This is a genomic window from Sulfitobacter sediminilitoris (assembly GCF_010667575.1).
GTDB classification, from domain to species: Bacteria; Pseudomonadota; Alphaproteobacteria; order Rhodobacterales; family Rhodobacteraceae; genus Sulfitobacter; species Sulfitobacter sediminilitoris.
Map to the genome: position 1 here is coordinate 90,952 of NZ_JAABNT010000014.1, position 23,014 is coordinate 113,965.

Here is a 23,014-nt window from a genome sequence, read left to right on the forward strand (position 1 = left end):
TTCATCAGGCTGCGCCGCGCGCCGCCCACAGCGCCCCGCGGCGGATGATCTCGGTGACTTGCGGCACCCTCAGGTCGTCCAGTTCGTGGCCGATCGAACAGTAGAACACGCGGCCCTTGTCCCAGCGCCGCTTCCATACAACTGGGATCACGGTGCCTTCGATCCACCACAGATGATCGCCCGAAAACGTCGTGGTCGCCAGGACGTCGTTGGACGGATCGACAAGCATATAGTATTGCTCGGACGTCAGGCGGAAGCTTTTGATGCCTTGCACAATCGGATCGTCTGGTTTGCAGATCGTCACGTCGTAATCAACGTAGTCTTCACGCGGCTGCAGGTTGTCAGGCCATCCGGGCGGATGCGCCACAAATTGACCACCGATCAGAAAATGATAAGTCGGGCGGTCGCGGAACGCGTCCCCCATGTGCCCGTGCCATCCTGCAATCCCACACCCGTTTGCGATCAGCTTCAACAGACCGTCCTCTTGCGGTTTGGTCATGTTGCCGAACTCTTCCTGGTGACCTGAGCGCGCAGAAGACCAGATCGGCGTGATCAAATCGACATCCGCCAAATGTTCCGGCTGCGCTAGGGGTTCCAGCGAGTCATAGACATCGACCGCGAAACCGTTGGCTTCCAGCAAGTCTTTGTACCAATCCGCAAAATGGGTCGGCGTGTGGCCTTCCCAGCCGCCGACGAACAAGGCCGCTTTCATGGTGTGGCCTTTCGCATGTAGTTCAGCATCGACGCCATGTCGCGGGTGCCATAACCTGCCTTTTCCGCCTCGATCAATTTGGCCAAGGTGGTACGGCCTTGTGGCATCGCAGAGCCAAGCCGATCTGCAAGTTGTACCGTCACTTCCATGTCTTTGCGGGCCAGTGCCACCGTGAATGTCACGTCGTGATCTGCCTCGTTCAGATACAGCGGACGCCGGTATTTGAGCATCGGCGCACAGGCAGCGGATGCTTCGATCACATCGAATGCTACCTCGGACGTGATGCCGGATGCTTCGGCCAAGGTCATTGCTTCGGCCAGCGTTTGATTGATCCCGTGGATCAGCGAATTCACCGCCAGTTTCATCACAGCCCCTGCCCCGGACTGACCGAGATAGATGGTTTCGCGACCTACCGCATCGAATATAGCCGCAAGATCTGCATCTTCGTCACGGCATCCGGCCATAATCAGCAGGTCTGCATTCGCAGCAGCTTGTGTCGCACCGGAAACCGGCGCATCAATCACTCGTACATTTTTCGGCGCCTTTGCTACCAATTCGGCGATGTGGTCAGGGCTCATCGTGCCCATTTCAACTAGAGTCGCGCTGCGTGCTGAGGCAAACAATCCGTTTTTGCCAAGATGCACTGCAACAGAGGCCGCGTCATCGGCCAACATGGTAATTACGATTTGGGCCTGCGCCATTAGATTGGCAGCGGTCGGCACCGCCATACAACCCTCGGTCACAGCAAAATCTGTGGCAGTTTGCTCGGTCCGGTTCCAGACGAACACCTCATGACCGGCTGCGATCAGGTTGCGGGCCATGGGCTGCCCCATCCTGCCCAACCCAGCAAAGCCGATGCGCACCTCAGGCGACCTTTTCGGTAGCAGTGATCCCTGAAATCGCCTGAATAAGGCTCTCCTCGGTGACCTCTGCCGAGGCAAACGTCCGCATCACCTTGCCTGAGAACATCGCGACGATCCGGTCGCTGACGTGCAGCACCTCGGGCATCTCGGAGCTGACCACGATGACAGCATAGCCTTGTGCAGCCAGCTCGCGGATCAGGTTGTGAATCTCGGACTTTGATCCGACGTCAATCCCTCGCGTCGGCTCATCCACGATCAGCACTTTGGGATGCATCGACAGCCATTTACCAATAACGATCTTTTGCTGATTGCCGCCAGACAGGTTGCCCACCGTCTGCTTCCAGCCCGGCGTTCGGATATCGAGCTTGTCCTTGTATTTGTCAAAAATCTCTGTCTCAGCGCCGGTGGCGACAAAGGGGCCGGATGACAGATCACCCACCTGCGGCAGGGTCATGTTATCACGGCAATTCATACCCAACACGAGGCCTTGGCCTTTACGGTCCTCCGGCACCAGAGAAATGCCCTTACTGATTGCATCGGCGGGGGACGATACGCGGACCTCTTCGCCGTCCAACAGAATTGTGCCGGCACTGGGGTTCCGCAATCCAAACAATGTCTCTGCAATCTCCGTGCGCCCTGCCCCGACCAGACCGTAAAATCCCAAGACCTCACCACGCCGGACCTCAAAACTGACGTCCTCGAAAAGGTCCCCGCAGGACAGGCCACGCACCTCAAGGGCGATATCGCCCATCTCGTGATGGGTTTCATTGCGCGACAGATCAAGCGCGCGGCCGATCATCAACTGCGTGACCTCTTCTTCGTTGGTGTTGCGGGTTTCCAGCGTGCCACGATAGGACCCGTCCCGCAGAACGCTGATCCGGTCGGTGATCTTGAAAATCTCTTCCATCCGGTGAGAAATGTAAATGATCCCTACACCCTGGCTTTGCAGGTCGGAAATTACATCGAACAACACGACCTTTTCGGCGTCGGTCAGGGAGGCTGTGGGTTCATCAAAAATGACCGCTTTGGCATCCACGGTAAGCGCGCGGGCGATCTCGACCATCTGCTGGTTGGCAATGGACAGATCACCAACAATCGTTTTGGCGTTGAACCCCACCTTCAGCTTTTCGAGGATCGCATCGGTTTGCGCATAAAGCGTAGCCCAGTCGACCCGCCCGAAGGAGCGGCGTGGCAGTTCACCCAGATAGATATTTTCTGCCACGGTCAGCTCTTCCGCGAGGCTGAGTTCCTGGTGGATGAATACGATCCCCTTGGATTTCGCCTGCAAGGGCGAAGTCATCACAGTCGGCACTTCCTCAACAATGATCTGGCCTTCTTCGGGCTGGTAGATACCGCCCAAGACCTTCATAAGCGTTGATTTTCCAGCTCCGTTTTCTCCCATCAGGGCGTGGACTTCGCCGGGCATCACCGAAAAGGAAACGCCATCAAGCGCGCGGACACCGGGGAAGGTTTTGACGATCCCTTCAAGACGCAAGGCGGGTGTCTGGTCGGTCATATCTTCAACTCCTCTTTGCCCTTGGTGTTTAACTGGCGGTCAAGGAACAGGACGGCGATCAGGATCAGTCCGATCACAAGATTGACTGTCGATGTATCTGCACCAATGTGACCCAATCCCTTGCGGAGCAATTGTATGGCCAGAACCCCGCCCAACGTCGAAACGATCGACCCTGCCCCACCGGTCAATTTGGTACCGCCAAGAACCACCGCTGTAATGACCCAAAGCTCATAGAGTTGGCCATCGTTTGGATTGACCGAACCAGATTCGGAGTAAAACACCACCGCCGACAAGGCCGCCAAAAAGCCAATGATCATGAAATTGATCAACATGTGCGGACCAACCTTGATACCAGCGTTCACTGCCGCCTCGCGGTTGTCCCCGATGGCATAGGCGTTGCGCCCATGCACTGTGCGCGTCATCACGTACCAGATCACGAGCGTTACGACGGCCAGAAACCATGTTGCCGTGTGCAGTCCCAGAAATTGCGCCTCGGCAAAGTCTACCAAGGTCCAGTTGAGGCTCGAAGTCGGGTTTTCGCCATTGTACATGAACACCAAACCGCGAAAGCCCAACATGGACCCAAGCGTCACGATGAAGGCGTCGACGCCCGTTTTCCAGACGATCAAACCGTTGATCGCCCCCAAGACGACACCCGTTAGCAACGCCAGACCCCAAGACACAGGGATCACCCAATCGCCCAGACCGGCAAGGACTTCCCACGTCATACTGTCGAGCAGTATCACCGCCGATAAGGCAAAAATGGCACCGACGCTCAGGTCGATATTCCCGTTCACCATGATAATCGTCATGCCCATGGCGATGATGCCGATGGGGGCCGATTGCTTGAGCAACAGCAGCATGTTGTCGACGTCCATGAACGCCTTGTCGGACAACGACATGAATTCACCCGCCACGCTAAAGAAGATCAGCTCAAGCACGATAAAGCCCCAGATCGCGCCGTTCTTGAGAAATTTGGACAGTTTTCCAGCTTCCATTTTTCCGCTCCCCTACGCGATGTTTGACCAAAGTCTGCCGCGTTTGGCCGCAATATCGAGCCAGACCGCAAGAATGATGATGACCCATGTCACGACGAATTGGACATAGAATTGAAGGCCGACCAGCAGCAGACCGTTCTGGATAAATCCAAGGATCAGCACACCAATGACGGTTTTGAAGATGGTTCCAGACCCACCTAGCAAGGACGCGCCGCCCAAGATCACGGCGGCCAGCACGTCAAGTTCGAGCCCTTGGCCGACGGTGTTTTGCGATCCCATCGACCGGCTCGCTTGAATAAGACCAGCCACGGCCACACAAAACGCGGACATCACGTAGCACAAGAAGACCACGCGGGCGCGCTTGATACCCGAGAAGGTCGCAGCAGTCCCGTTACCGCCGACCGCGTAGACTTTGCGACCGAAGGGCGTCTTTGCCAATATGATGCCCAAAAGCGCAGCCAAAGCCACGAAAATGAGAATGGGCACAGGAATCCCAAGTGCGGACCCTTGTCCAAAAACGCCAAACCAAGTGCCCTCCTTATCAACGATATCCATGTTCTGGCCACCTGAATAGGTTAGCGTCAGGCCATGAATGGCCGACAGCATGCCCAAGGTCACAATCAGAGAGTTCAGCTTGAGATAGCCCACCAGAAACCCGATGAACGCCCCCAGACAAAGTGTCATTGCAAACATCGCGGGAATGGCAAGCGCGGGTCCGAGCTTGTCATGCAGATCCAGAACCACGATGGTTGAGAACGACATCATTGACCCGACCGACAAGTCAAGGTTGCCGCTGATGACAACGAATGTCACACCAAGCGCCATGACTCCCAGAATGGCAGAAGATCGCACCACGCCCATAACGTTGTCGGGGCTCAGAAACCGTTCGTTGGCCAATGTGAACCCGATGATGAACACGGCAAAGGCAATCAAGATGCCCTGCCGCGCCAAAAATCGTCCTATGTCCGCTTTAGACATGCTCGCCATATTTCCCTCCCAAAGGCCAAAGGCCCGGCCATAGTCTGCCTATACGTCAGACCAAGGTCATCCCACCATCGATCATGACGATTTGTCCGGTCATGTAATCGCTATCCTTCGACGCCAGATACGTCGTTGTTCCGGTAATATCTTCCGTATTGGCAACGCGGCCGCGCAGGATCTCTGAAGAGAATTCTTCCATCGCCTGTCCAGGTCGATCTGCGGCACCAATCTCCATCAGGTCCTGATCAACCTGTTCCCACATTTCCGTGGCAACGACGCCGGGCGCAAAGCCTGTGACGGTAATGTTATGCTTTGCCAGATCGCGCGCGCCCGATTGGGTCAGCGCCACGACCGCGAATTTACTGGCACAATACGGGGCAACATTGTCAAACCCCTGACGGCTCGCGATCGAGGCAGTGTTGATGATCTTGCCGCCAGTGCCTTGGGCGATCATCTGATGGGCCGCTTCTTGCATACCGATCATGCAGCCCAAGCCGTTGACCCCCATGATGAAATTCCAATTTTCTTCGGTCACGTCCAGAAAATTCATCGGGCGGTTCACGCCAGCATTGTTGAATTTGACATCAAGTTTGCCGAAGGACTGAACCGCATGTGCGATCATCGCTTTGACTGACGCGCGATCCGTTACATCGACCTGCGCATGGATGACCTTGCCGCCATGCTGCGTTGCCCTGTCAGCATTTACATCCGCAACTTGCGCGACCTTGTCACCGTTGATGTCTGCAAAGCATACGTCAGCGCCTTCATCCAACAACGCCTCGGCAATTGCGCGCCCGATACCTTGCGCGGCACCTGTCACAATACAAGACCGTCCAGTCACACGCCCCATGACGCACCCCCCGCAAATCTGTAATAAGAATAGAACTGAAACGGGGCGCCTAAGCGCCCCGCAACCCGGGAGGTGTTCAGAACACAGGCTTTGTGTACTCTGTCATGTTGTCCTGTGTGATCTTCGGTGTGTCGAAGTAATTGAGGAACGGAAGCTCTTCACCACTGATCAGGTCGATGGCAGACTGAAGCGCCGCTTCTGCGTCATCAACGGGCGACTGATAGATCGAACCCCAGTATTCGCCGCGCTCCATGGCCTCATACCCAACTGCGAAGTTGGTCGCGCCGACGAAGGTGATGCCTTCGGCACGGTCTGCCGCAAGTGCAGCGTTCAGAGCGCCAACACCCATGTTGTCGTCGCCAGCATAAACGCCATCAATGTCGTCATACTTCACAAGAAACGCCTCCATGACCTGCTGGGACTTTTCACGGTTCCAGTCGCCTGGCTGTGTCTCAACCAGCGTGACGTTCGGGCACACCTCTGGCAGGCGGTCGTCAAAGCCTTGCTGGCGCTCAATGGCGGTGGTGTAGCCGGGCTGGCCAGAAATCTGCACAACGCGCGCTTCGTCCTCGATACCGAGTGCCTTAAACCGGTCACACATGATCTCAGCGGAACGCGACCCTTGGGTAATGTTATCAGGACCAGAGAAGGTTGCGACAAAATCGAAACCGGCTTCAGCGATGTTGGAGTTGGTCACAACAACCGGAATATCAGCAGAATGCGCCTTGCGCACAGCAGGGATCACCGCTTCACCGTTTGTTGGCCAGATAATGATGGCATCAACTTCCTGCTGGATCAGGTCTTCCATTTGGGCAATTTGGCGGGCGACATCGCCGCCAGCATCCAGAACGACGACTTCGACCTTCTCGTTTGCTTCGGCTGCGGCGATGAATGCTTTTTCATATGTAGTCTGGTAGCTATCGACGCCGACGTTGTTCTGCGTGATGCCTATGCGCATCGGGCTGTGGCCGTCTGCATAGGCCGCCCCTGCAACAGTCAGTGCTGTCGTTGCGGCAGTTGCAGTCAAAATTGTGCGTAGTTTCATAGTGAGCTCCTCCAAGAACTTATTAGACTTTTATGTCTGCTCCCCACTCTCCCAAGGGGGAATCACCATTCGGCGTACCGATATGATCTCCCTCACCTTGCCGTGAGCCTGCCAGCATAACCTCCAGAATAATATCCAATTTGGACATTTATGTATCCATTTTGGATATTATTGCGATACACTTCGAAGCCATTCCCACATCAACATGAGGAGCAACTCGTGACGATTCAAAAATCATCCGAAATGGATAAATCACGTGGTCGAGGCCAGTCGCGCCATCGCCACAATAAAAGGAAGGCAGCAGCGGAGGGTATGAATGTCATGAGGGGGGAGAATTTCAATCAGCTCATACCGCCTCAGGCAAAGGCCGATATGCTGAGCGTTCTGTCCTTTATGGAAAATCTCGGCGATGAGCTGGAAAACTCGTCTGAGCTGTTTGCATCCACAACGAACCTACGCATTACGATGCATCTGATCCGTGGTCATCTGGAAGGGCGGCTCACTACGATGACATCCCTGATTGGTGCCAGCCGCGCGCCCTATGCAACGGCCAATCGCCGCATAAAGGACATGCAGGAGGCCGGCCTGATAGATCAGCGGCCGCGCACCGTGACAGGAAAAAGCTTTTCTCTACATCCCAGCGTTCAATTGTTGGATCAATGGACACAATTGACCAGCCGCGTGCAGCGCCTTGCAAGTTCGCAATTCGGCGGTGCCGCCGCAGCAGAAACTTCAGATTACTATTTCGGCGGATCGTACCTTAGCGCGAAATCGATCCCGCCGATGGAGGTCCTTTCCGAGCCGCTCAAGCTGGCGGGGGGGCTGCGTGTTCTGGTGCATGGCGATCCGACCTTCATGGTGATGGACAACCTGAAACGCCAGTTTGAACAGACGATCGGCACGCAAATTCATCAACGCGCCTTTTCTATTGATCGCCTGCGCGAAGAAACGGTGCGCAACGCAAACCGCAAATCAAGCAATTACGACATCATCGCCGTTGATCTGCCTTGGGTCGGCGGGTTCGCTGAAGAGAACGTCTTGATGCCACTTGATGAGGTCATGGATATTGCCCGCATCGACCCGTCGGATTTCCACACGGCTGGCTGGCAAGCCGCTCATTGGGGCGGTCGTGCATATGGTATTCCTGCGCAAACGACCCCTGAGCTATTGTTCTACCGAAAGGACTTTTTTGCACAGGCGGGCCTTGAGCCTCCGAGGACGACGCAAGATTTGCTGAACGCCGCAAAGGCACTGCACGATCCGCAGCGCGGGCTGCATGGCATTGCTTGGAACGCCGCGCGCGGGACAGCATTGGGTCATACGGTTCTGATGACACTGGCGGATTTCGGGCAACCCATCCTTGACCTGACACCGAATGCGGGCGGTTATGAAACGCAACATCTTGCAAACCGCGATTACCGCTTCACGATTGATACGCCAGCGGGTCTGCAAGCGGCAGAGTTCCTCAGGGAGCTGCTCAAGTATTCACCCCCGGATATTCTTTCGATGTCATGGTACGAACGCATTCGCCCCTATGCCGCGGGGCGGATCACGATGGCTTACGGCTACACGCTGCTTGCCCCCTATTTCGAACTTGATGACGCGTCGCCCGCCAAGGATCAGACCGGATACCTGCCTCACCCCGCGGGGCCTAACGGGGCACCCATCGCCCCAGTTGGCGGTTATGTGATGGGGATACCGGCCAACCTGCCCAAAGAACGCGTTGCAGCGGCGGTCGAAGCCCTGCTGGTCTTCACCTCCCCCACTGCGCAAAAGCTGTATGTCCAGAACGGCAGCCGTACCAACCCACGCTATTCCGTGGGATCAGACCCCGATGTGCGGCGTCTGTCCCCGATATTCGAAGCGGTCGATGGGATGTCCTGGCGCGACGAACTGCAGTTCTGGCCTAGGCCGCCGATCCCCGAAATCAACGATATCATCCAGATTTGCGGAGAAGAATTTCACGACATGCTGCGCGGCATCATCAGCCCGCAAGATGCATTGCGCCGCGCCCAAGAGAAAGCCGACGCAACCCTACAACCACCAACATAATCATGACGTCAGGAGGAGACACCCATGGACCCCAACCGCCTCAAAGGTAAAAACATTCTCATCACAGGCGCCGCTCGCGGCATGGGTGAGGCCAACGCACGTTCATTTGCCGAACAGGGTGCCAACGTCTGCATCGGTGATCTGGACCTGGACATGGCGAAAACTGTCGCGGATGAGATCAATGCAGCCGGAAATGGCAATGCGATTGCCGTTAAAATGGATGTCACCAAACGTGAAGACAACGCCGCCGCTGTGGCCGCGACTGTCGAAGCCTTCGGGTCCATCAATGTCGGCGTCTTTAACGCGGGTCTGAACAAACCCCGGTTCTTCATGGATATCGATGAAGACAACTGGGACATGATCATGAACGTAAACACCAAAGCGATGTGGCTGGGTATGCAGGAAACTGCACGCCAAATGATCGAACAGGGTCCGATGGAGGGTCACCCTTACAAGCTGATCAACGTTGGCTCCATCGCGTCGCGCAAGCCGCTGGTGGATGTCACGGTCTACTGCACCTCGAAATACGGCTGCCTTGCTCTGACCCATTGTGGCGCAATTGGTCTGGCCGAGCACGGCATCACCGTGAATGGCTATGCACCGGGCGTCGTTGTGACCCCGCTTTGGGAACAGCTCGATAAGGACCTTGTTGATATCGGCTTCAAAGAAAAAGAAGGCCAGGCTTATGACGACATCGTACGCGATGCGCTTCAGATCAAGCGTGTGTCTTACCCCAAAGACATCGTCGGCACCGCGTCCTTCCTCGCGTCCGACGACAGCGACTACATGACCGGCCAGATGATCCATGTCGACGGCGGCTGGTGCATCCAGTAACGGGCCACCCTTTTCTAACCTGTAATTCAGAACGGGGCCGCGTGCCCCGAAGGAGACTTCAATGTCAGAACGTCCAGGCAATGCCTTAATGCCGAACTTGCTCACCCCAATGGATCTTGAGCCCAATTGGGAATGGCGCGAAAAACTGCCAGCCCATGGCCATATGTCCGTGGATTTTGAACGTCGCATCGACCACGACCGCCTGCGTCGCTACCGCCTCGCGCGGACACGGCAATCGCTCAAGGCCTCGAACGCTGGCACGCTGCTTTTGTTCGATGTGAACAATATCCGCTACGTCTCGGCCACCAAGATCGGCGAATGGGAACGCGACAAGATGTGCCGCTTCTGTCTGCTGACAGGTGACGACAGCCCCTATGTCTGGGATTTTGGATCAGCCGCAGAGCACCACAAGCGGCATTCAGACTGGCTCGAGCCCAGCCACTGCCTTGCTGGCGTTGTCGGCATGCGCGGCACTATCCCGCCGGAATTCGGTTTGATGCAGAAATACGCCAAGCAGATCGCCGGATTGATCCGCGATGCCGGTATGGCCGATATGCCCGTTGGTGTGGATTATGCGGAAACGGCAATGTTCCACGCGCTGCAACAAGAAGGCCTCAATGTGGTCGATGGCCAGCAAATCATGTTGGCGGCGCGCGAAATCAAAAATACGGATGAAATTCAGCTTTTGACCCAAGCGGCTGCCATGGTCGATGGCGTCTATCATATGATCTACGAAGAGCTGAAACCGGGCATCCGCGAAAACGATATCGTCGCCCTGTCCAACAAAATGCTCTACGAGATGGGGTCAGACGATGTTGAGGCGATCAACGCCATTTCTGGTGAACGCTGCAACCCGCATCCGCATAACTTTACAGACCGCCTTATCCGGCCAGGCGATCAGGCCTTCTTTGATATCCTGCAATCCTACCAAGGCTATCGCACCTGTTACTACCGCACGTTCAACGTCGGCCGCGCAACACCATCGCAGAACGATGCCTATGTGAAGGCCCGCGAATGGATCGATGCGTCCATCGCGATGATCAAACCGGGCGTCTCCACCGATAAGGTGGCCGAGGTTTGGCCAACGGCCCAATCGCTTGGCTTTGCGAGCGAAGACCAAGCTTTTGGGCTGCAATTCGGTCACGGGCTTGGCCTTGCGTTGCACGAGAGGCCCATCATCTCGCGCGCGGTGTCGATGGATCACCCGATGGAGATCAAGACCGGAATGGTCTTTGCGCTGGAAACCTACTGCCCTGCAACCGACGGCTATTCAGCCGCACGGATCGAAGAAGAAGTTGTTGTGACCGAAACCGGCTGCGAGGTCATCAGCCTCTTCCCAGCGGAAGAACTGCCGATCGCGAACCGGTACTGATATGGGCAACCCGTTTGACCTGACCGGTCGCAAGGCATTGGTCACCGGCGGCGCGACCGGCATCGGCGAGGGCATTGCCCTCGGCCTTGCTGCCGCCGGGGCCGATGTGGTGCTGACCTATCGCAGCCATCAACCCGAAGACACCCTCGCGAAGATCAAGGCGTTGGGTGTCAAAGGTGCCGCAGTGAAAGCTGACTTTTCCAACATGGATCAGACCGGGGCCGAGGACGTGATAGGCTTTGCCAGCGACGCCTTGGGCGGACTAGACATTTTGGTAAATAACGCTGGGATTATCCACCGCGAAGACAGTACCGACATGCCGCTGGAGGATTGGCGGCGCGTGCTGGCGGTGAACCTTGATTCTGTGTGGCTGCTGTCTCAGGCGGCGGGTAAGCGCATGGTGGCCCAAGGCTCGGGTAAAATCATCATCGTGTCTTCTGTGCTGGCATCGCAAGGCGGTTTGCGGGTTCCGGCCTATGTTTCCAGCAAACACGCGGTGGTCGGCCTGACGAAAGCACTTTGCAATGAGTGGGCACCGCACGGTGTCAACGTCAACAGCATCGCGCCCGGCTATACCGCCACAGACAACACGCAAGCGCTGCGCGACGATCCGGACCGCTCAAAGGCGCTGCTCGAACGCATTCCTGCGGGCCGTTTTGCAGACCCTTCGGAAATCGCAGGTGCTGCGGTTTTTCTGGCGTCTGACGCCGCCAATTATTGCCACGGAAGCGTGGTCACCGTCGATGGAGGCTGGCTCGCCCGCTAGGAGAAAGACTATGGAACAATCACTTACAGGAAAAATCGCGCTGATCACTGCAGCGGGCGCAGGTATTGGCCGCGCCAGCGCCGAAGCGCTTGCGGCGCGTGGCGCACAGGTCATCGCCACCGATCTGGATGGCGCGGCGGTTGCTGATCTGGCCGAAACATCACCCAATATAGAAGGCCACGCTCTGGACGTGCTTGACGCCGCAGCGGTTCAGGCGCTTGTTGCCTCCCTGCCACCCGTCGACATTTTGCTCAACTGTGCGGGTTGGGTTCACGACGGCACGATCCTCGATTGCGACGAAGACGTCTGGGACCGCGCCTTCGATCTGAACGCAAAGGCGATGTACCGTATCACTAAGGCTGTGCTGCCAGGTATGCTCGCCAACAAGAACGGGTCGATCATCAACATCGCCTCCATCGTCTCCAGCGAGAAAGGCGCACCGCGCCGTTTTGCCTATGGCGCGTCCAAGGCGGCGATCATTGGCATGACCAAGGCCATCGCCGCTGACTTCGTGAGGGACGGCATCCGCTGTAACGCAATCTGTCCCGGCACCGTGCAAAGCCCGTCTTTGAACGACCGCCTGACCGCAACCGGTGATTTTGACAAAGCCCTCGCCGCATTCAAAGAACGCCAGCCCATGGGGCGGCTCGGCCAACCCGAAGAAATCGCGGAGATGGTATGCTATCTGGCAGGGGACATGTCCGCCTTTACCACCGGACAGGCCTTTGCCGTCGATGGTGGGTGGTCGATCTGATGGGATTGGACCGCGCAGCTTCAATCGATGATCTGCGGCTGCGCGCCAAAAGCCGCATCCCGCGCTTTGCGTTTGATCTGGTGGATGGCGGTGCGGAAGATGAACGCAATATGCGCCGCAACACAGAAGCTTTTGAGGAAGTAGAGCTCACGCCCCGCTATATGGTGGATGTGTCCAACATCGACACCCGTGCGACAATATTCGGGCAAACCTTCAATGCCCCCTTCGGCATGGCACCTATCGGTATGCTTAACGCCTTCTGGCCGGGTGCCGACCTGATGCTCGCGCGGCTGTGTAAGGCGCAAAACATCCCCTACACGGCCAGTTCTGCCTCTTCGACCACGCTCGAAAAACTGGCCGAAGCCGCAGACGGCAACGGTTGGTTCCAGCTGTATGTGTCCAGCGATGCAACAGTGACCGAAGGCCTGATCGCACGTGCCGAAGCGGCCGGCTACACCACGTTGATGGTCACGGCCGATGTCCCAGCCGCGGGCAAGCGCGACCGCGACATCCGCAACCAGCTTGCTGTGCCCTTCCGTTTTACGCCCAAAGTGATCCTGCAATGTATGGCCAACCCGCGTTGGGCACTGACCAGCCTGAAACATGGCACGCCAAACGTGGCGAACTATGCCGACCTTCTGCAAAGCGCGACGTCCTACTCGGATGTACAAAAAACCCTGATTACTCCGGGGTTCACCTGGGAAGACCTCAAACGCTTGCGTGCGCGCTGGAAAGGCCGACTTCTGGTCAAAGGCATCCTGCATGCCCAAGACGCCGTGGCCTGCGCCGAACAGGGCTGCGATGGAATTGTGGTGTCCAACCATGGCGGCCGTCAGGTGGCCTTTGGCCCGCCCACGATCGAAGTATTACCTGCCATTGCCGAGGCCGTCGCAAGCCGCATGACCATTATTCTCGATAGCGGCATCCGGCGCGGTGCAGATTTCCTGCGCGCAAAGGCCCTAGGGGCTGACTTTGCGTTTGTAGGCCGCGCGTTCGCCTATGGTGTTGGTGCAGGCGGTGACGCAGGCGCTCAGCGTGCGTTTGAATTATTGCAGTTGGAATTGGTCCGCGCTTTGGGTCAGCTTGGCATCCCATCTTATCAGGCCGTTGGTTCTTCTGAACTCAGCACTTTCAAAGAAACGACGTCTTAAAGCCCCTGCCCTCACATTTCCTCATCATGGTTACCCAAATCTGAGATCTCGCCCAAAGCTTGTTCAACACATCTCCAAAGAATGGAGACCATAGTTTTGGGGTCTTTGGGAAATTTCGAACTTTTCGCTGAAATGACCCGTGATTGGATCAAATCATTTGTACCGCAGAGCACACGACAGAGCGCGCCAGATGCCGATTTAATGTTGCACACACGGTGCACACGGTGTCACTTAACTTATCGAAAATAAGAGTAAACCTTTCCAGTCCATCATCGGCGCGATGGACAATCTCGCTGCCGCAGTGGCTGCGTTGTTGGGCATTCTTGGTTCTCCTATGGTCCGCGATCCGGTTTTCGGGGCCATGTTGCACACATACTGCACACGGATTGGGGTGGTCTATCCCCCCGAGAGCGAAGACAGGCAAATGGCGATGACTAGTTGGATTTGTGACTGCGCCCCTTGCTCAATCGCTTGACCCAGCCCGGAGTCGACCGTCAATAGACCTCCGAGAAGCCGCTAATTCCCTGTGCTTTTCGCGTGCAAACCATCCCCTAACTTATTGGTAAAAAGTCAGTTTCGTTCTACTCCTCCATCGGTCGCGGAGCGCTCGACTCGAGGTCAATCGCCAATACCGGACCTTCATGCCGTCAGCAGCGAATGACCGGTCCGAGCCCAATGCAGACGGAGCATTCCATCGCACTTATCGCAAGTCCGCTGGAATGTGCTAATCTCGGCGAGAGCGTGAAAAGCGACGCATAATTCCGGAGGTTCGGGTTGGAAAAACAGAAATTCGTGCTGGCAAGTTTCTGGCAGGACCAGCGGCGATGACGCGGCCGTCTAAGGAATTGCTCGCCGTTTCGCGCCGTTGGATCGAAGCAATCCGACACAAGCGGAAAAACGAGCTGCGCAACATTCTGTCCGGACACGACCACCTGCGCTTCGTCGGTAGCGGCGAAGGCGAACTGTGGGCGGGTGATGCAGTACGCGAGGGTATCGGAGATTTTTTTGGAGTAATCCCGCAAATTTCCAAACACGATGAAACATTTGCCGAAGCATTCGAGAATGGTGAAACCGGATGGGCTTGCCTCACTCATGACATTGCTTTCGCCGATCAACCCGACCGAACATTCCATGTAAGGACCACCTTGATCTTTGCGCTCGAAGACGGCGTCTGGAAGATCGTGCACCGCCATGGCTCGGTGCCGATCCCGAACATCGAGTTCACGGGAATCGAACAAAACGCCATTGCCGATCTGGTCGCTGCTGCGCGGAAAGGTTTCTCACTGGATCAGCGGGAAGGCTTTGCCTCGATCATGTTCACTGACATCGTCAATTCCTCGCGCCTTGCATCGATGATGGGCGACCGCCTTTGGTCCTCCGAGGTGGCCCGGCACTTTGCCGCGCTGCGCAAAATCATCCAAGATGCAGACGGTGAGTTCGTAAAGTCATTGGGCGATGGAACCATGTCGAGCTTTCCGCAGCCAGCCAAGGCGCTACAGGCTGCGCGGGCTATCCTCCAAGCGAATGAGCAGTCCGACGGGCCTGCCATCGCTGTGCGCATCGGCATCCATACCGGCAAAGTCGTCCAGACAAAGGATGATTTCTTTGGGACCGTTGTCAACAAGGCCGCCCGAATAGCTGCCCTCGCAGCACCCGGCGAAATCCAAGTCTCTGATGCCACTCGAAAAATGGTCAGCGAAACGCGGGATTACCGCTTTGCCTACACCACTTCGGTGCAGTTGCAAGGGCTTGAAGGCGAGCACCTAATTCATCGGCTGGACTAAAGGAATGAGTTGGGAATGGTCTGAACATTTTTTTGTTCGACGGCGGGTTTATCCGCATGTGAGACATCGAGCGCAACCGCAGCGGATGGCCGGTGTTGGTAAAAGCGGACCCTGCTTCGTTGCCGACCAGCGCCAAGTGGCCGGTATCAGACGTTTTGCAGACATCTGAGCAAAACGCTCAGATGACCGAGACGAGCCCATTGCAGTCGTATCAGAACAAGGGCTTTTCGCATTTGCAGCATCAACTCGGCACTCGCGACCGGCCCAAAGCTACCGCTGACTGAATCTCACAGCGCTGCGGTGCTTCTCCCAGAAGCGGACATTTGAGAGCGTAGCAACTTAAGGGGCATATGACCGCCATTTGGATAAACCCTTGTTTCGTCATAAATCGATTCAGGGCTGCGATCCACCTATTGCACATACCCTTTCGTGGCTAAAATCAGCGCCCTTAGTTTGACCCGGAGTAGAATGTCAAACGCATCTCTCGGATCATCATCCCTTTGCATGCGCATCTCGCCACGGTGCTACGCGTCCAGGAATAGCGCGACAACGTCTGTCGCGATGTCAGAAAGAAAACGCTCTGGCTTCGCACGCTCAGAGCGAATAGCCGATATGGCCTTCAGCTGCCAAGATCGGCATTTGCCTTGACAGACGATTGTGAACTGCACCGGAGGTCGATAGGTTTAATGTACAAAACAACGTTAAAGGCGGTCTCTCTTGTCATTCACGCTGAGGCAACTCCGCTACTTTGTAGCTGTCGCGGAGCATGGTTCGGTCAGCGCGGGCGCGCAGTCCTTGTCGATCTCGCAGAGCGCTGTCACCGAATCCATCAAGGATCTTGAAGCTGATCTGGGCGTTGCGCTTTTTGATCGTCACTCAAGAGGGTTGCGCATTACGCATCGCGGCCACCAGTTCTTGCGCCATGCCACATCGATCCTTGCAGAGGTCGCGGTGGCCCGGGGTGCCTTCGAGGATGAAAGCCAGACGGCGCGAGGACGGTTGCATCTTGGCCTGACGTCCTTGGTGGCAGGGTACGTTATCTCTGACCTTTTGGCGAAATACCGGCGGGCCAATCCGCAGGTTGAAATCAGTGCGATTGAGGAATCGGGAGAGTATCTCGAACACCTTCTGATCGGCGGCGAAATGGATGTCGCCGTCATGATGACTTCTAAAATGACCGGACGCTCCGCCCTCTATTCAGAGACGCTGGACGTTTCACCCTACCGGCTCTGGATGCCTATAGGGCACCGTTTGGCGAGCCAGAACAGCATCAGTTTGGCAGACCTTAAGAACGAGCCGTTGATCATGCTAAACCTTGACGAAATGGAGCAAGAGACGGTTAAGTTGCTCTCTGCTTTGGGGACCCGCCCGAAAGTCGCCTTCAGCACCAGATCGGTAGAGGCCGTTCGTTCTTTGGTGGCTACGGGAGCAGGCGTCGCTTTGTTACCGGATCTCGTTTACCGGCCATGGTCACTGGAAGGAGACCGGATTGAGGCACGTGATGTATCGGGCGCGTTGCCGGTCGTTCAGGTCGGTCTGGTTTGGCGCAAGGGATTGCAATTATCCGCGGCTGCGCGCGAATTTATCGATGTTGCGCAAGCCCACAAGATGATCAGTAACGACTGATACGGTCATATCGGAATTTCCGATACCATTATTCTGTTAATTGAATTTGTGATTGCAGCGCGACTCCCCCACGGTGAAGGAAAACAGAGAAACTCATGATGCGTTCAAAGGGGAGACTGCAGATGAAACATGTCTTGAAATCAAGTATAACACTGGTTCTGGCGCTGACCGTTGCAGGTCAGGCCACAGCACAAACAATGATTACCGAACTTGGCGCAGGCGAAGGTGAGCTGAACATCGTCGCATGGCCTGGCTATCTAGAACGTGGCGAGACATCGCCCGATTTTGACTGGATCACCGGATTTGAAGAAGCCACCGGCTGTATGGTCAACGTCAAGACCGCGAACACCAGTGACGAGATGGTCGCTCTGATGAACGAAGGCGGGTTTGATTTGGTCACGGCCTCTGGCGATGCGTCGCTGCGCATGGTCGCAGGCAACCGCGTCCAGCCCATCAACATTGATCTAATCCCAAGCTGGTCGACCGTCGATGACCGCCTTAAGGAAGCGCCGTGGCACTACGTCGATGGGACACACTATGGTGTGCCTTATATGTGGGGCCCGAACGTCCTGATGTATTCCACCGAAGTCTTCCCCGAAGCGCCGACCAGCTGGGACGTCGTCTTCAAGGCGATGGACCTGCCCGATGGTCAGCCAAACGCAGGCCGCGTTCAAGCCTATGACGGCCCGATCCACATTGCAGATGCGGCCAATTATCTGATGTTCCACCAGCCGGAGCTGGGCATCGTATCGCCCTACGAACTTAATCAGGAGCAATACGACGCGGCGCTTGATCTTCTCCGGGAGCAACGCACGATTGTCAGCCGCTACTGGCATGATGCTTTCATCCAGATCGACGACTTCAAGAACGAAGGCATGGCTGCGTCTGGAACTTGGCCGTTTCAGGTGAACCTACTTCAAGGCGACAACACACCTGTTGCGTCCACCATTCCGCAAGAAGGTGCGACGGGTTGGGCTGACTCAACAATGATGCATGTCGATGCAGACAACCCGAACTGCAGCTATATGTGGATGGAGCATTCTCTGGCCTCCAATCTACAAGCAGATTTGTCGGTCTGGTTTGGAGCCAACCCAGCCGTACCTGCGGCTTGTACAGACGGCCGCGGTATGCAAACTGCCGAAGGCTGTACCTTGAACGGTCTTGATGATTTCGACCGCATCAAATTCTGGACCACACCGGTCTCCTCCTGTGAGAGTCAGGATGAATGCGTGCCCTACTATCGCTGGGTATCCGATTACATCGGCGTCATCGGCGGTCGGTAAGCCTCTCAGAAAGATGCGCCCGCTGCACGTTTGTGTGGTGGGCCCAAATCCCGGGACACCCCATGACTTCTGCAATTCGTTTTTCGGGCGTTTCGCGCCACTATGGCGACGTGAAAGCTGTCGATCGCGTCGACATTGATATCGCTGAGGGCGAATTTTTCGCGATGCTTGGGCCATCGGGTTCGGGAAAAACGACCTGCCTGCGCCTGATTGCAGGATTTGAACGCCCGACAGCCGGAGACATCGAAATTTTCGGGCAGGTCGTGCAAGGTACGCCCCCTTACAAGCGCAACGTGAACACCGTATTTCAGGATTACGCGCTCTTCCCGCATCTCAATGTACGCGACAACGTTGCCTATGGCCTGATGATCGCAGGACAGATGAAAGCGACGCGGCAGAAGGCGGCGGATGAAGCGTTGGAAATGGTAGCACTTGGTGGCTACGGCGACCGCAAGCCTTCGGCATTGTCCGGCGGACAACGCCAGCGAGTTGCTCTGGCCCGCGCATTGGTCAACAAGCCCAAAGCGTTGCTCTTGGACGAGCCATTGGGCGCCCTCGATCTCAAACTGCGGGAACAGATGCAGGAAGAGTTGAAGGTCCTGCAACGCAACCTTGGCATCACCTTTGTCTTTGTTACCCATGATCAAAGCGAGGCTCTATCGATGGCCGACCGCGTTGCGGTCTTTAATGATGGTAAGATCATCCAAGTCGGTACACCCGAGGCGATTTATTATCGACCCGAGCAGCCGTTTGTGGCGGATTTTGTGGGCTCTTCCAACGTCTTGCCTCCTGAATTCGTCGCGAAACTAACGGGAACAAAGGCCCACGGCGCAGTCCGCCCCGAAGCCGTATCTCTGGCCGCACAAGGTCACGCTGCGCAGGTGAAAACTGTGAGTTTTCTGGGCACGGCCACGCGTGTCAGCCTTGATGTAGCAGGCACGCCGATGACGATGCTGCTGCCCAAAGGCGCGGTGATCCCCAAAAGTGGCGAGACGGTCCATGTCGACTGGGCAGCCGATGATCTGCATGTGATGGGCGCATGAGTGATCAGGCCTTCATAGATCGCAACATCGGTTTGCTTGGCCGAATATCGGACGCACTGTGGCGCAAGCCGTCGATGCTGATCTTCTTGCTGATCCTGCCACCAGCATTATGGCTCGGTATCATATATCTGGGGTCACTCTTTGCACTACTGGCGCAGAGCTTCTTCTCGATTGATGAGTTCACTGGCCAGATTCAATATGAGTGGACGCTGAAAACCTACGGTGAGCTGTTTCGCCCTTCAAATTTCGACATCATTGTCCGCACGGTCGTGATGGCGGCCGCAGTCACAATCGGTGCGGCAATAATCGGCTTCCCAGTGGCCTATTACGCCGCGCGATATGCACGCGGTAAATGGAAGGCGATCTTTTATCTCGGCATCATGATGCCGCTGTGGTCGTCCTACTTGGTGAAAGTGTATTCGTGGAAGTTGATCCTCGCCAAGGAGGGCATACTGAATTGGCTGTTCGAGACTTTGCATCTCAGTTGGCTTCTTAACGCTTATCTGTCGATCCCGATTATCGGTGGAAATTCCCTGTCGGTGAGTGTGACCGGCACTTTCCTTGTGTTCCTCTATGTCTGGCTCCCCTTCATGATCCTTCCCATTCAAGCGTCGCTTGAACGGGTGCCCATCTCGATGCTGGAAGCTTCAGGAGATCTGGGCGCACGCCCATCGCAAACCGTCCGTCATGTCTTGCTGCCATTAGCCCTTCCGGGTGTGATCGCGGGATCGATCTTTACCTTCTCGTTGACGCTGGGCGACTACATCATTCCGCAGATCGTCGGGTCCTCGCGGCGGTTTATCGGGCAAGCGGTGTATGCCTTCCAAGGGACGGCAGGAAACATCCCGTTGGCGGCGGCCTTCGCCGTGGTCCCGATCTTACTGATGGCCGTCTATCTTTGGATTGCAAAGCGTAAGGGGGCTTTCGATGCACTCTGACCGCGCACGCTTGGGCCTCAAGATCGCGGCAGGTTTCGGCCTTGCATTCATGCATCTGCCGATACTGCTGATCTTTGTTTACGCCTTCACGACCGAAGATAAGTCGTACCAGTGGCCTCCTCCCGGCTTCACGCTAAAATGGTTCGCGGTCACGTGGGGCCGGACGGACGTCTGGGAGGCGCTGTCGCTCTCCCTCAAGGTCGCGAGTATATCGACCGTGATCGCGTTGATCCTCGGCACGCTGTGTGCCGCAGCGGTGAGCCGCACGAAGTTTTTCGGGCGTGAGGTGATTTCGCTTCTCGTGATCCTCCCCATTGCCTTGCCGGGCATCATCACCGGTATCTCGCTGCGCTCTGCCTTTAACCTGGCGGATATTCCCTTCAGCTTCTGGACCATCGTTCTGGGCCACGCAACGTTCTGTGTGGTGGTTGTCTATAACAACGCAGTGGCACGGTTCCGGCGGGTATCCGGTTCTTTGGTCGAGGCGTCGATGGATCTGGGAGCAAACAGTTTTCAGACCTTCCGCTATGTGATCCTACCGAACATCTCTACGGCGTTGCTTGCGGGCGGAATGCTCGCCTTTGCTCTGTCGTTCGACGAGGTCATCGTGACTACTTTCACCGCTGGCCAACAGCAAACCTTGCCCATCTGGATGCTTGAAGAACTGGTGCGCCCGCGCGAACGCCCCGTGACCAATGTGGTTGCGATGGTCGTGGTTCTGGTCACCTTCCTGCCCATCCTCGCAGCTTACTATCTGACACGCGGTACCGATACGGTCGCCGGTCAGGGCAAATAAACCGAAATAACAATACGAAAGGGAGTGACACCATGGAAACGAATATGCTGATCGGTGGATCGTTCGAGGCGGGTACGGATACTGAAGAGTCGGTGCTCAATCCGCGCAGCGGTGAAACCATCCTTAAGCTCGCCGAGGCGAACAGCGACCAAATCAACCGTGCAGTCGGCTCCGCGCGTGCGGCTTTCGCGCATTGGTCCCGCACCACGCCGTCGGAGCGTTCCGCCAAGCTGCTGGCAATCGCGGACGCAGTTGATGCCAATCTCGAAGAACTGGCCCAGCTTGAAGCGTTGAACTGCGGCAAGCCCATCAACGAAGTCCGGAACGAAGAAGTTCCTGCTGTCGCGGACTGCTTCCGCTATTTCGCGGGTGCTGTTCGCAATATGCACACCTCCGCCGCTGGAGAATACATGGAGGGGCATACCTCTATGGTGCGCCGTGATCCGATTGGCGTCGTGGCCTCCATCGCGCCATGGAACTACCCTATGATGATGATGGCTTGGAAGTTGGCTCCGGCACTGGCGGGCGGTAATACAGTCGTGCTGAAACCATCCGAGCAGACACCCCTGACGGCCCTCCGACTGGCCAAACTGATGGCCGACATCCTGCCAGAAGGGGTCGTCAATGTAGTCATCGGTCAAGGTGCGAGCGTTGGCAATACGCTCATCAGCCATCCTGACGTCGATATGGTCTCGATCACGGGCGATGTTGCGACGGGTAAGAAGGTGCTGCAAGCCGCCTCCAAGACCGTCAAACGCACGCATCTGGAATTGGGCGGCAAGGCACCCGTCATCGTGTTCGACGATGCCGATCTGAGCCGCGTCGTCGATGGGCTCAAGGCGTTTGGCTATTACAACGCGGGTCAGGATTGTACTGCTGCCTGCCGGATCTATGCCGGATCGAAAGTCTATGAAAAGCTTGTGGCTGAACTATCATCCGCCGTGTCAACGATCGTCTATGACAACGCAGATGATACGCTGAACGAAATTCCTCCGCTCATCTCCATGCGCCAGCGCGACCGCGTTGCAAGCTTCGTTGAGCGGACCCGCGAGCACAAGCATATGGAAATCACAACTGGCGGTGTGATTCACAGCGGGAGCGGCTTCTACTACCAGCCGACCGTTATCGCAGGTGCACTACAATCCGATGAAATCGTCCAGCGCGAGGTCTTTGGCCCCGTGGTGTCCGTCACGCGATTCACAGACCCTGACGAGGCTGTCACATGGGCGAATGATAGCGATTACGGGCTGGCCTCATCGATCTGGACACAGGATGTGGGCCGCGCGATGGATGTCTCAGCGCGCCTTCGCTATGGCTGTACATGGATCAACACGCATTTCATGCTGGTGAATGAAATGCCCCACGGCGGACTGAAACAATCCGGCTACGGGAAAGATATGTCGATGTACGCGCTTGAGGATTACACGGCCGTAAGGCACGTGATGATTGCGCATTGATGTTGTGATCGTGCCTATTGCGGTATGTTACTAATCAGATGACGCATTGGACCTGTCCCGTTTTCGTGCCGCTCCAAGTGCTCGTTTAAGCCACTTTCCTTTCGAAGGCGACCGGGCTTTTCCAGCCCAATGCTGAATGCCGCCGTCGCGGATTGTAGAAGCCGTTGATGTATTGGAAGATGGCCAACTCGGC

The 23,014-nt window shown here is 56.3% G+C and carries 21 protein-coding genes; 13 read left to right on the plus strand and 8 right to left on the minus strand.

All coding sequences use genetic code 11. The features are described from left to right. Nucleotides 1-4 precede the first annotated feature (4 nt). The 7 genes from GV827_RS18425 to GV827_RS18455 form a co-directional block, all read right to left on the minus strand. The gene (locus GV827_RS18425) at nucleotides 5-712 is read right to left on the minus strand and encodes a ThuA domain-containing protein (protein ID WP_164355287.1); all 708 of its coding nucleotides are present in this window, start codon (nucleotides 710-712) and stop codon (nucleotides 5-7) included. After that, complete coding sequence (locus GV827_RS18430) at nucleotides 709-1,575, minus strand: NAD(P)-dependent oxidoreductase (RefSeq protein WP_164355288.1); 867 nt, start codon at nucleotides 1,573-1,575, stop codon at nucleotides 709-711. The genes GV827_RS18425 and GV827_RS18430 overlap by 4 nt, the downstream gene beginning before the upstream one ends. A gap of 1 nt (nucleotide 1,576) precedes the next feature. Next, complete coding sequence (locus GV827_RS18435) at nucleotides 1,577-3,091, minus strand: sugar ABC transporter ATP-binding protein (RefSeq protein ID WP_164355289.1); 1,515 nt, start codon at nucleotides 3,089-3,091, stop codon at nucleotides 1,577-1,579. Continuing rightward, a complete protein-coding gene (locus GV827_RS18440; protein WP_164355290.1) occupies nucleotides 3,088-4,089 on the minus strand; it encodes an ABC transporter permease in 1,002 nt (333 codons plus the stop codon). Before GV827_RS18440 ends, GV827_RS18435 begins: the two co-directional genes overlap by 4 nt. A gap of 12 nt (nucleotides 4,090-4,101) precedes the next feature. Further along, the gene (locus GV827_RS18445; RefSeq protein WP_164355291.1) at nucleotides 4,102-5,076 is read right to left on the minus strand and encodes an ABC transporter permease; all 975 of its coding nucleotides are present in this window, start codon (nucleotides 5,074-5,076) and stop codon (nucleotides 4,102-4,104) included. 46 nt (nucleotides 5,077-5,122) lie between these two features. Further along, nucleotides 5,123-5,920 carry an SDR family NAD(P)-dependent oxidoreductase gene (locus GV827_RS18450; protein ID WP_164355292.1) on the minus strand — a complete coding sequence of 266 codons (798 nt, stop codon included), beginning with the start codon at nucleotides 5,918-5,920 and terminating at the stop codon, nucleotides 5,123-5,125. A 76-nt stretch (nucleotides 5,921-5,996) separates the two neighbouring features. Continuing rightward, nucleotides 5,997-6,965 carry a sugar ABC transporter substrate-binding protein gene (locus GV827_RS18455; protein WP_164355293.1) on the minus strand — a complete coding sequence of 323 codons (969 nt, stop codon included), beginning with the start codon at nucleotides 6,963-6,965 and terminating at the stop codon, nucleotides 5,997-5,999. A gap of 321 nt (nucleotides 6,966-7,286) precedes the next feature. Between GV827_RS18455 and GV827_RS18460 the strand changes: the two genes are divergently transcribed. The 13 genes from GV827_RS18460 (at nucleotide 7,287) to GV827_RS18520 (ending at nucleotide 22,821) form a co-directional block, all read left to right on the plus strand. After that, complete coding sequence (locus GV827_RS18460) at nucleotides 7,287-9,017, plus strand: ABC transporter substrate-binding protein (protein WP_235930437.1); 1,731 nt, start codon at nucleotides 7,287-7,289, stop codon at nucleotides 9,015-9,017. A 24-nt stretch (nucleotides 9,018-9,041) separates the two neighbouring features. Further along, nucleotides 9,042-9,851 (plus strand): SDR family NAD(P)-dependent oxidoreductase, encoded by an 810-nt coding sequence (locus GV827_RS18465; RefSeq protein WP_164355295.1) that lies wholly within the window; start codon nucleotides 9,042-9,044, stop codon nucleotides 9,849-9,851. A gap of 61 nt (nucleotides 9,852-9,912) precedes the next feature. Continuing rightward, the gene (locus GV827_RS18470) at nucleotides 9,913-11,223 is read left to right on the plus strand and encodes a M24 family metallopeptidase (RefSeq protein ID WP_164355296.1); all 1,311 of its coding nucleotides are present in this window, start codon (nucleotides 9,913-9,915) and stop codon (nucleotides 11,221-11,223) included. Nucleotide 11,224: 1 nt separating this feature from the next. Continuing rightward, the gene (locus tag GV827_RS18475; RefSeq protein WP_164355297.1) at nucleotides 11,225-11,989 is read left to right on the plus strand and encodes an SDR family oxidoreductase; all 765 of its coding nucleotides are present in this window, start codon (nucleotides 11,225-11,227) and stop codon (nucleotides 11,987-11,989) included. 10 nt (nucleotides 11,990-11,999) lie between these two features. Beyond that, nucleotides 12,000-12,743 carry an SDR family oxidoreductase gene (locus GV827_RS18480; RefSeq protein ID WP_164355298.1) on the plus strand — a complete coding sequence of 248 codons (744 nt, stop codon included), beginning with the start codon at nucleotides 12,000-12,002 and terminating at the stop codon, nucleotides 12,741-12,743. Continuing rightward, entirely contained in the window at nucleotides 12,731-13,894 is a 1,164-nt protein-coding gene (locus tag GV827_RS18485) for an alpha-hydroxy acid oxidase (RefSeq protein WP_164355299.1), read from the plus strand. Before GV827_RS18480 ends, GV827_RS18485 begins: the two co-directional genes overlap by 13 nt. Before the next feature lie 824 nt (nucleotides 13,895-14,718). Continuing rightward, complete coding sequence (locus tag GV827_RS18490; protein ID WP_164355300.1) at nucleotides 14,719-15,678, plus strand: adenylate/guanylate cyclase domain-containing protein; 960 nt, start codon at nucleotides 14,719-14,721, stop codon at nucleotides 15,676-15,678. A 717-nt stretch (nucleotides 15,679-16,395) separates the two neighbouring features. After that, the gene (locus GV827_RS18495; protein WP_164355301.1) at nucleotides 16,396-17,304 is read left to right on the plus strand and encodes a LysR family transcriptional regulator; all 909 of its coding nucleotides are present in this window, start codon (nucleotides 16,396-16,398) and stop codon (nucleotides 17,302-17,304) included. Between the two features lie 122 nt (nucleotides 17,305-17,426). Next, on the plus strand, nucleotides 17,427-18,587 hold the full coding sequence (locus GV827_RS18500; protein ID WP_164355302.1) for an ABC transporter substrate-binding protein: 1,161 nt from the start codon (nucleotides 17,427-17,429) through the stop codon (nucleotides 18,585-18,587). Between the two features lie 62 nt (nucleotides 18,588-18,649). After that, complete coding sequence (locus GV827_RS18505) at nucleotides 18,650-19,630, plus strand: ABC transporter ATP-binding protein (protein WP_164355303.1); 981 nt, start codon at nucleotides 18,650-18,652, stop codon at nucleotides 19,628-19,630. Beyond that, the gene (locus GV827_RS18510; protein WP_164355304.1) at nucleotides 19,627-20,568 is read left to right on the plus strand and encodes an ABC transporter permease; all 942 of its coding nucleotides are present in this window, start codon (nucleotides 19,627-19,629) and stop codon (nucleotides 20,566-20,568) included. Before GV827_RS18505 ends, GV827_RS18510 begins: the two co-directional genes overlap by 4 nt. Next, complete coding sequence (locus tag GV827_RS18515; RefSeq protein ID WP_164355305.1) at nucleotides 20,558-21,364, plus strand: ABC transporter permease; 807 nt, start codon at nucleotides 20,558-20,560, stop codon at nucleotides 21,362-21,364. The genes GV827_RS18510 and GV827_RS18515 overlap by 11 nt, the downstream gene beginning before the upstream one ends. A gap of 32 nt (nucleotides 21,365-21,396) precedes the next feature. Then, complete coding sequence (locus tag GV827_RS18520) at nucleotides 21,397-22,821, plus strand: gamma-aminobutyraldehyde dehydrogenase (protein WP_164355306.1); 1,425 nt, start codon at nucleotides 21,397-21,399, stop codon at nucleotides 22,819-22,821. A gap of 85 nt (nucleotides 22,822-22,906) precedes the next feature. Here the strand turns inward: GV827_RS18520 and GV827_RS24025 are convergent. Then, nucleotides 22,907-23,014: IS3 family transposase (locus GV827_RS24025; RefSeq protein WP_328823184.1), on the minus strand; the 108-nt coding region annotated here is incomplete at its 5' end.

Bases quoted from the DNA above. Each gene is read 5' to 3' on its own strand.
- GV827_RS18425 (WP_164355287.1), bottom strand. From the start codon at position 712: ATGAAAGCGGCCTTGTTCGTCGGCGGCTGGGAAGGCCACACGCCGACC.
- GV827_RS18435 (WP_164355289.1), bottom strand. From the start codon at position 3,091: ATGACCGACCAGACACCCGCCTTGCGTCTTGAAGGGATCGTCAAAACC.
- GV827_RS18440 (WP_164355290.1), bottom strand. From the start codon at position 4,089: ATGGAAGCTGGAAAACTGTCCAAATTTCTCAAGAACGGCGCGATCTGG.
- GV827_RS18445 (WP_164355291.1), bottom strand. From the start codon at position 5,076: ATGGCGAGCATGTCTAAAGCGGACATAGGACGATTTTTGGCGCGGCAG.
- GV827_RS18450 (WP_164355292.1), bottom strand. From the start codon at position 5,920: ATGGGGCGTGTGACTGGACGGTCTTGTATTGTGACAGGTGCCGCGCAA.
- GV827_RS18455 (WP_164355293.1), bottom strand. From the start codon at position 6,965: ATGAAACTACGCACAATTTTGACTGCAACTGCCGCAACGACAGCACTG.
- GV827_RS18460 (WP_235930437.1), top strand. From the start codon at position 7,287: ATGAGGGGGGAGAATTTCAATCAGCTCATACCGCCTCAGGCAAAGGCC.
- GV827_RS18465 (WP_164355295.1), top strand. From the start codon at position 9,042: ATGGACCCCAACCGCCTCAAAGGTAAAAACATTCTCATCACAGGCGCC.
- GV827_RS18470 (WP_164355296.1), top strand. From the start codon at position 9,913: ATGTCAGAACGTCCAGGCAATGCCTTAATGCCGAACTTGCTCACCCCA.
- GV827_RS18475 (WP_164355297.1), top strand. From the start codon at position 11,225: ATGGGCAACCCGTTTGACCTGACCGGTCGCAAGGCATTGGTCACCGGC.
- GV827_RS18480 (WP_164355298.1), top strand. From the start codon at position 12,000: ATGGAACAATCACTTACAGGAAAAATCGCGCTGATCACTGCAGCGGGC.
- GV827_RS18490 (WP_164355300.1), top strand. From the start codon at position 14,719: ATGACGCGGCCGTCTAAGGAATTGCTCGCCGTTTCGCGCCGTTGGATC.
- GV827_RS18500 (WP_164355302.1), top strand. From the start codon at position 17,427: ATGAAACATGTCTTGAAATCAAGTATAACACTGGTTCTGGCGCTGACC.
- GV827_RS18505 (WP_164355303.1), top strand. From the start codon at position 18,650: ATGACTTCTGCAATTCGTTTTTCGGGCGTTTCGCGCCACTATGGCGAC.
- GV827_RS18510 (WP_164355304.1), top strand. From the start codon at position 19,627: ATGAGTGATCAGGCCTTCATAGATCGCAACATCGGTTTGCTTGGCCGA.
- GV827_RS18515 (WP_164355305.1), top strand. From the start codon at position 20,558: ATGCACTCTGACCGCGCACGCTTGGGCCTCAAGATCGCGGCAGGTTTC.
- GV827_RS18520 (WP_164355306.1), top strand. From the start codon at position 21,397: ATGGAAACGAATATGCTGATCGGTGGATCGTTCGAGGCGGGTACGGAT.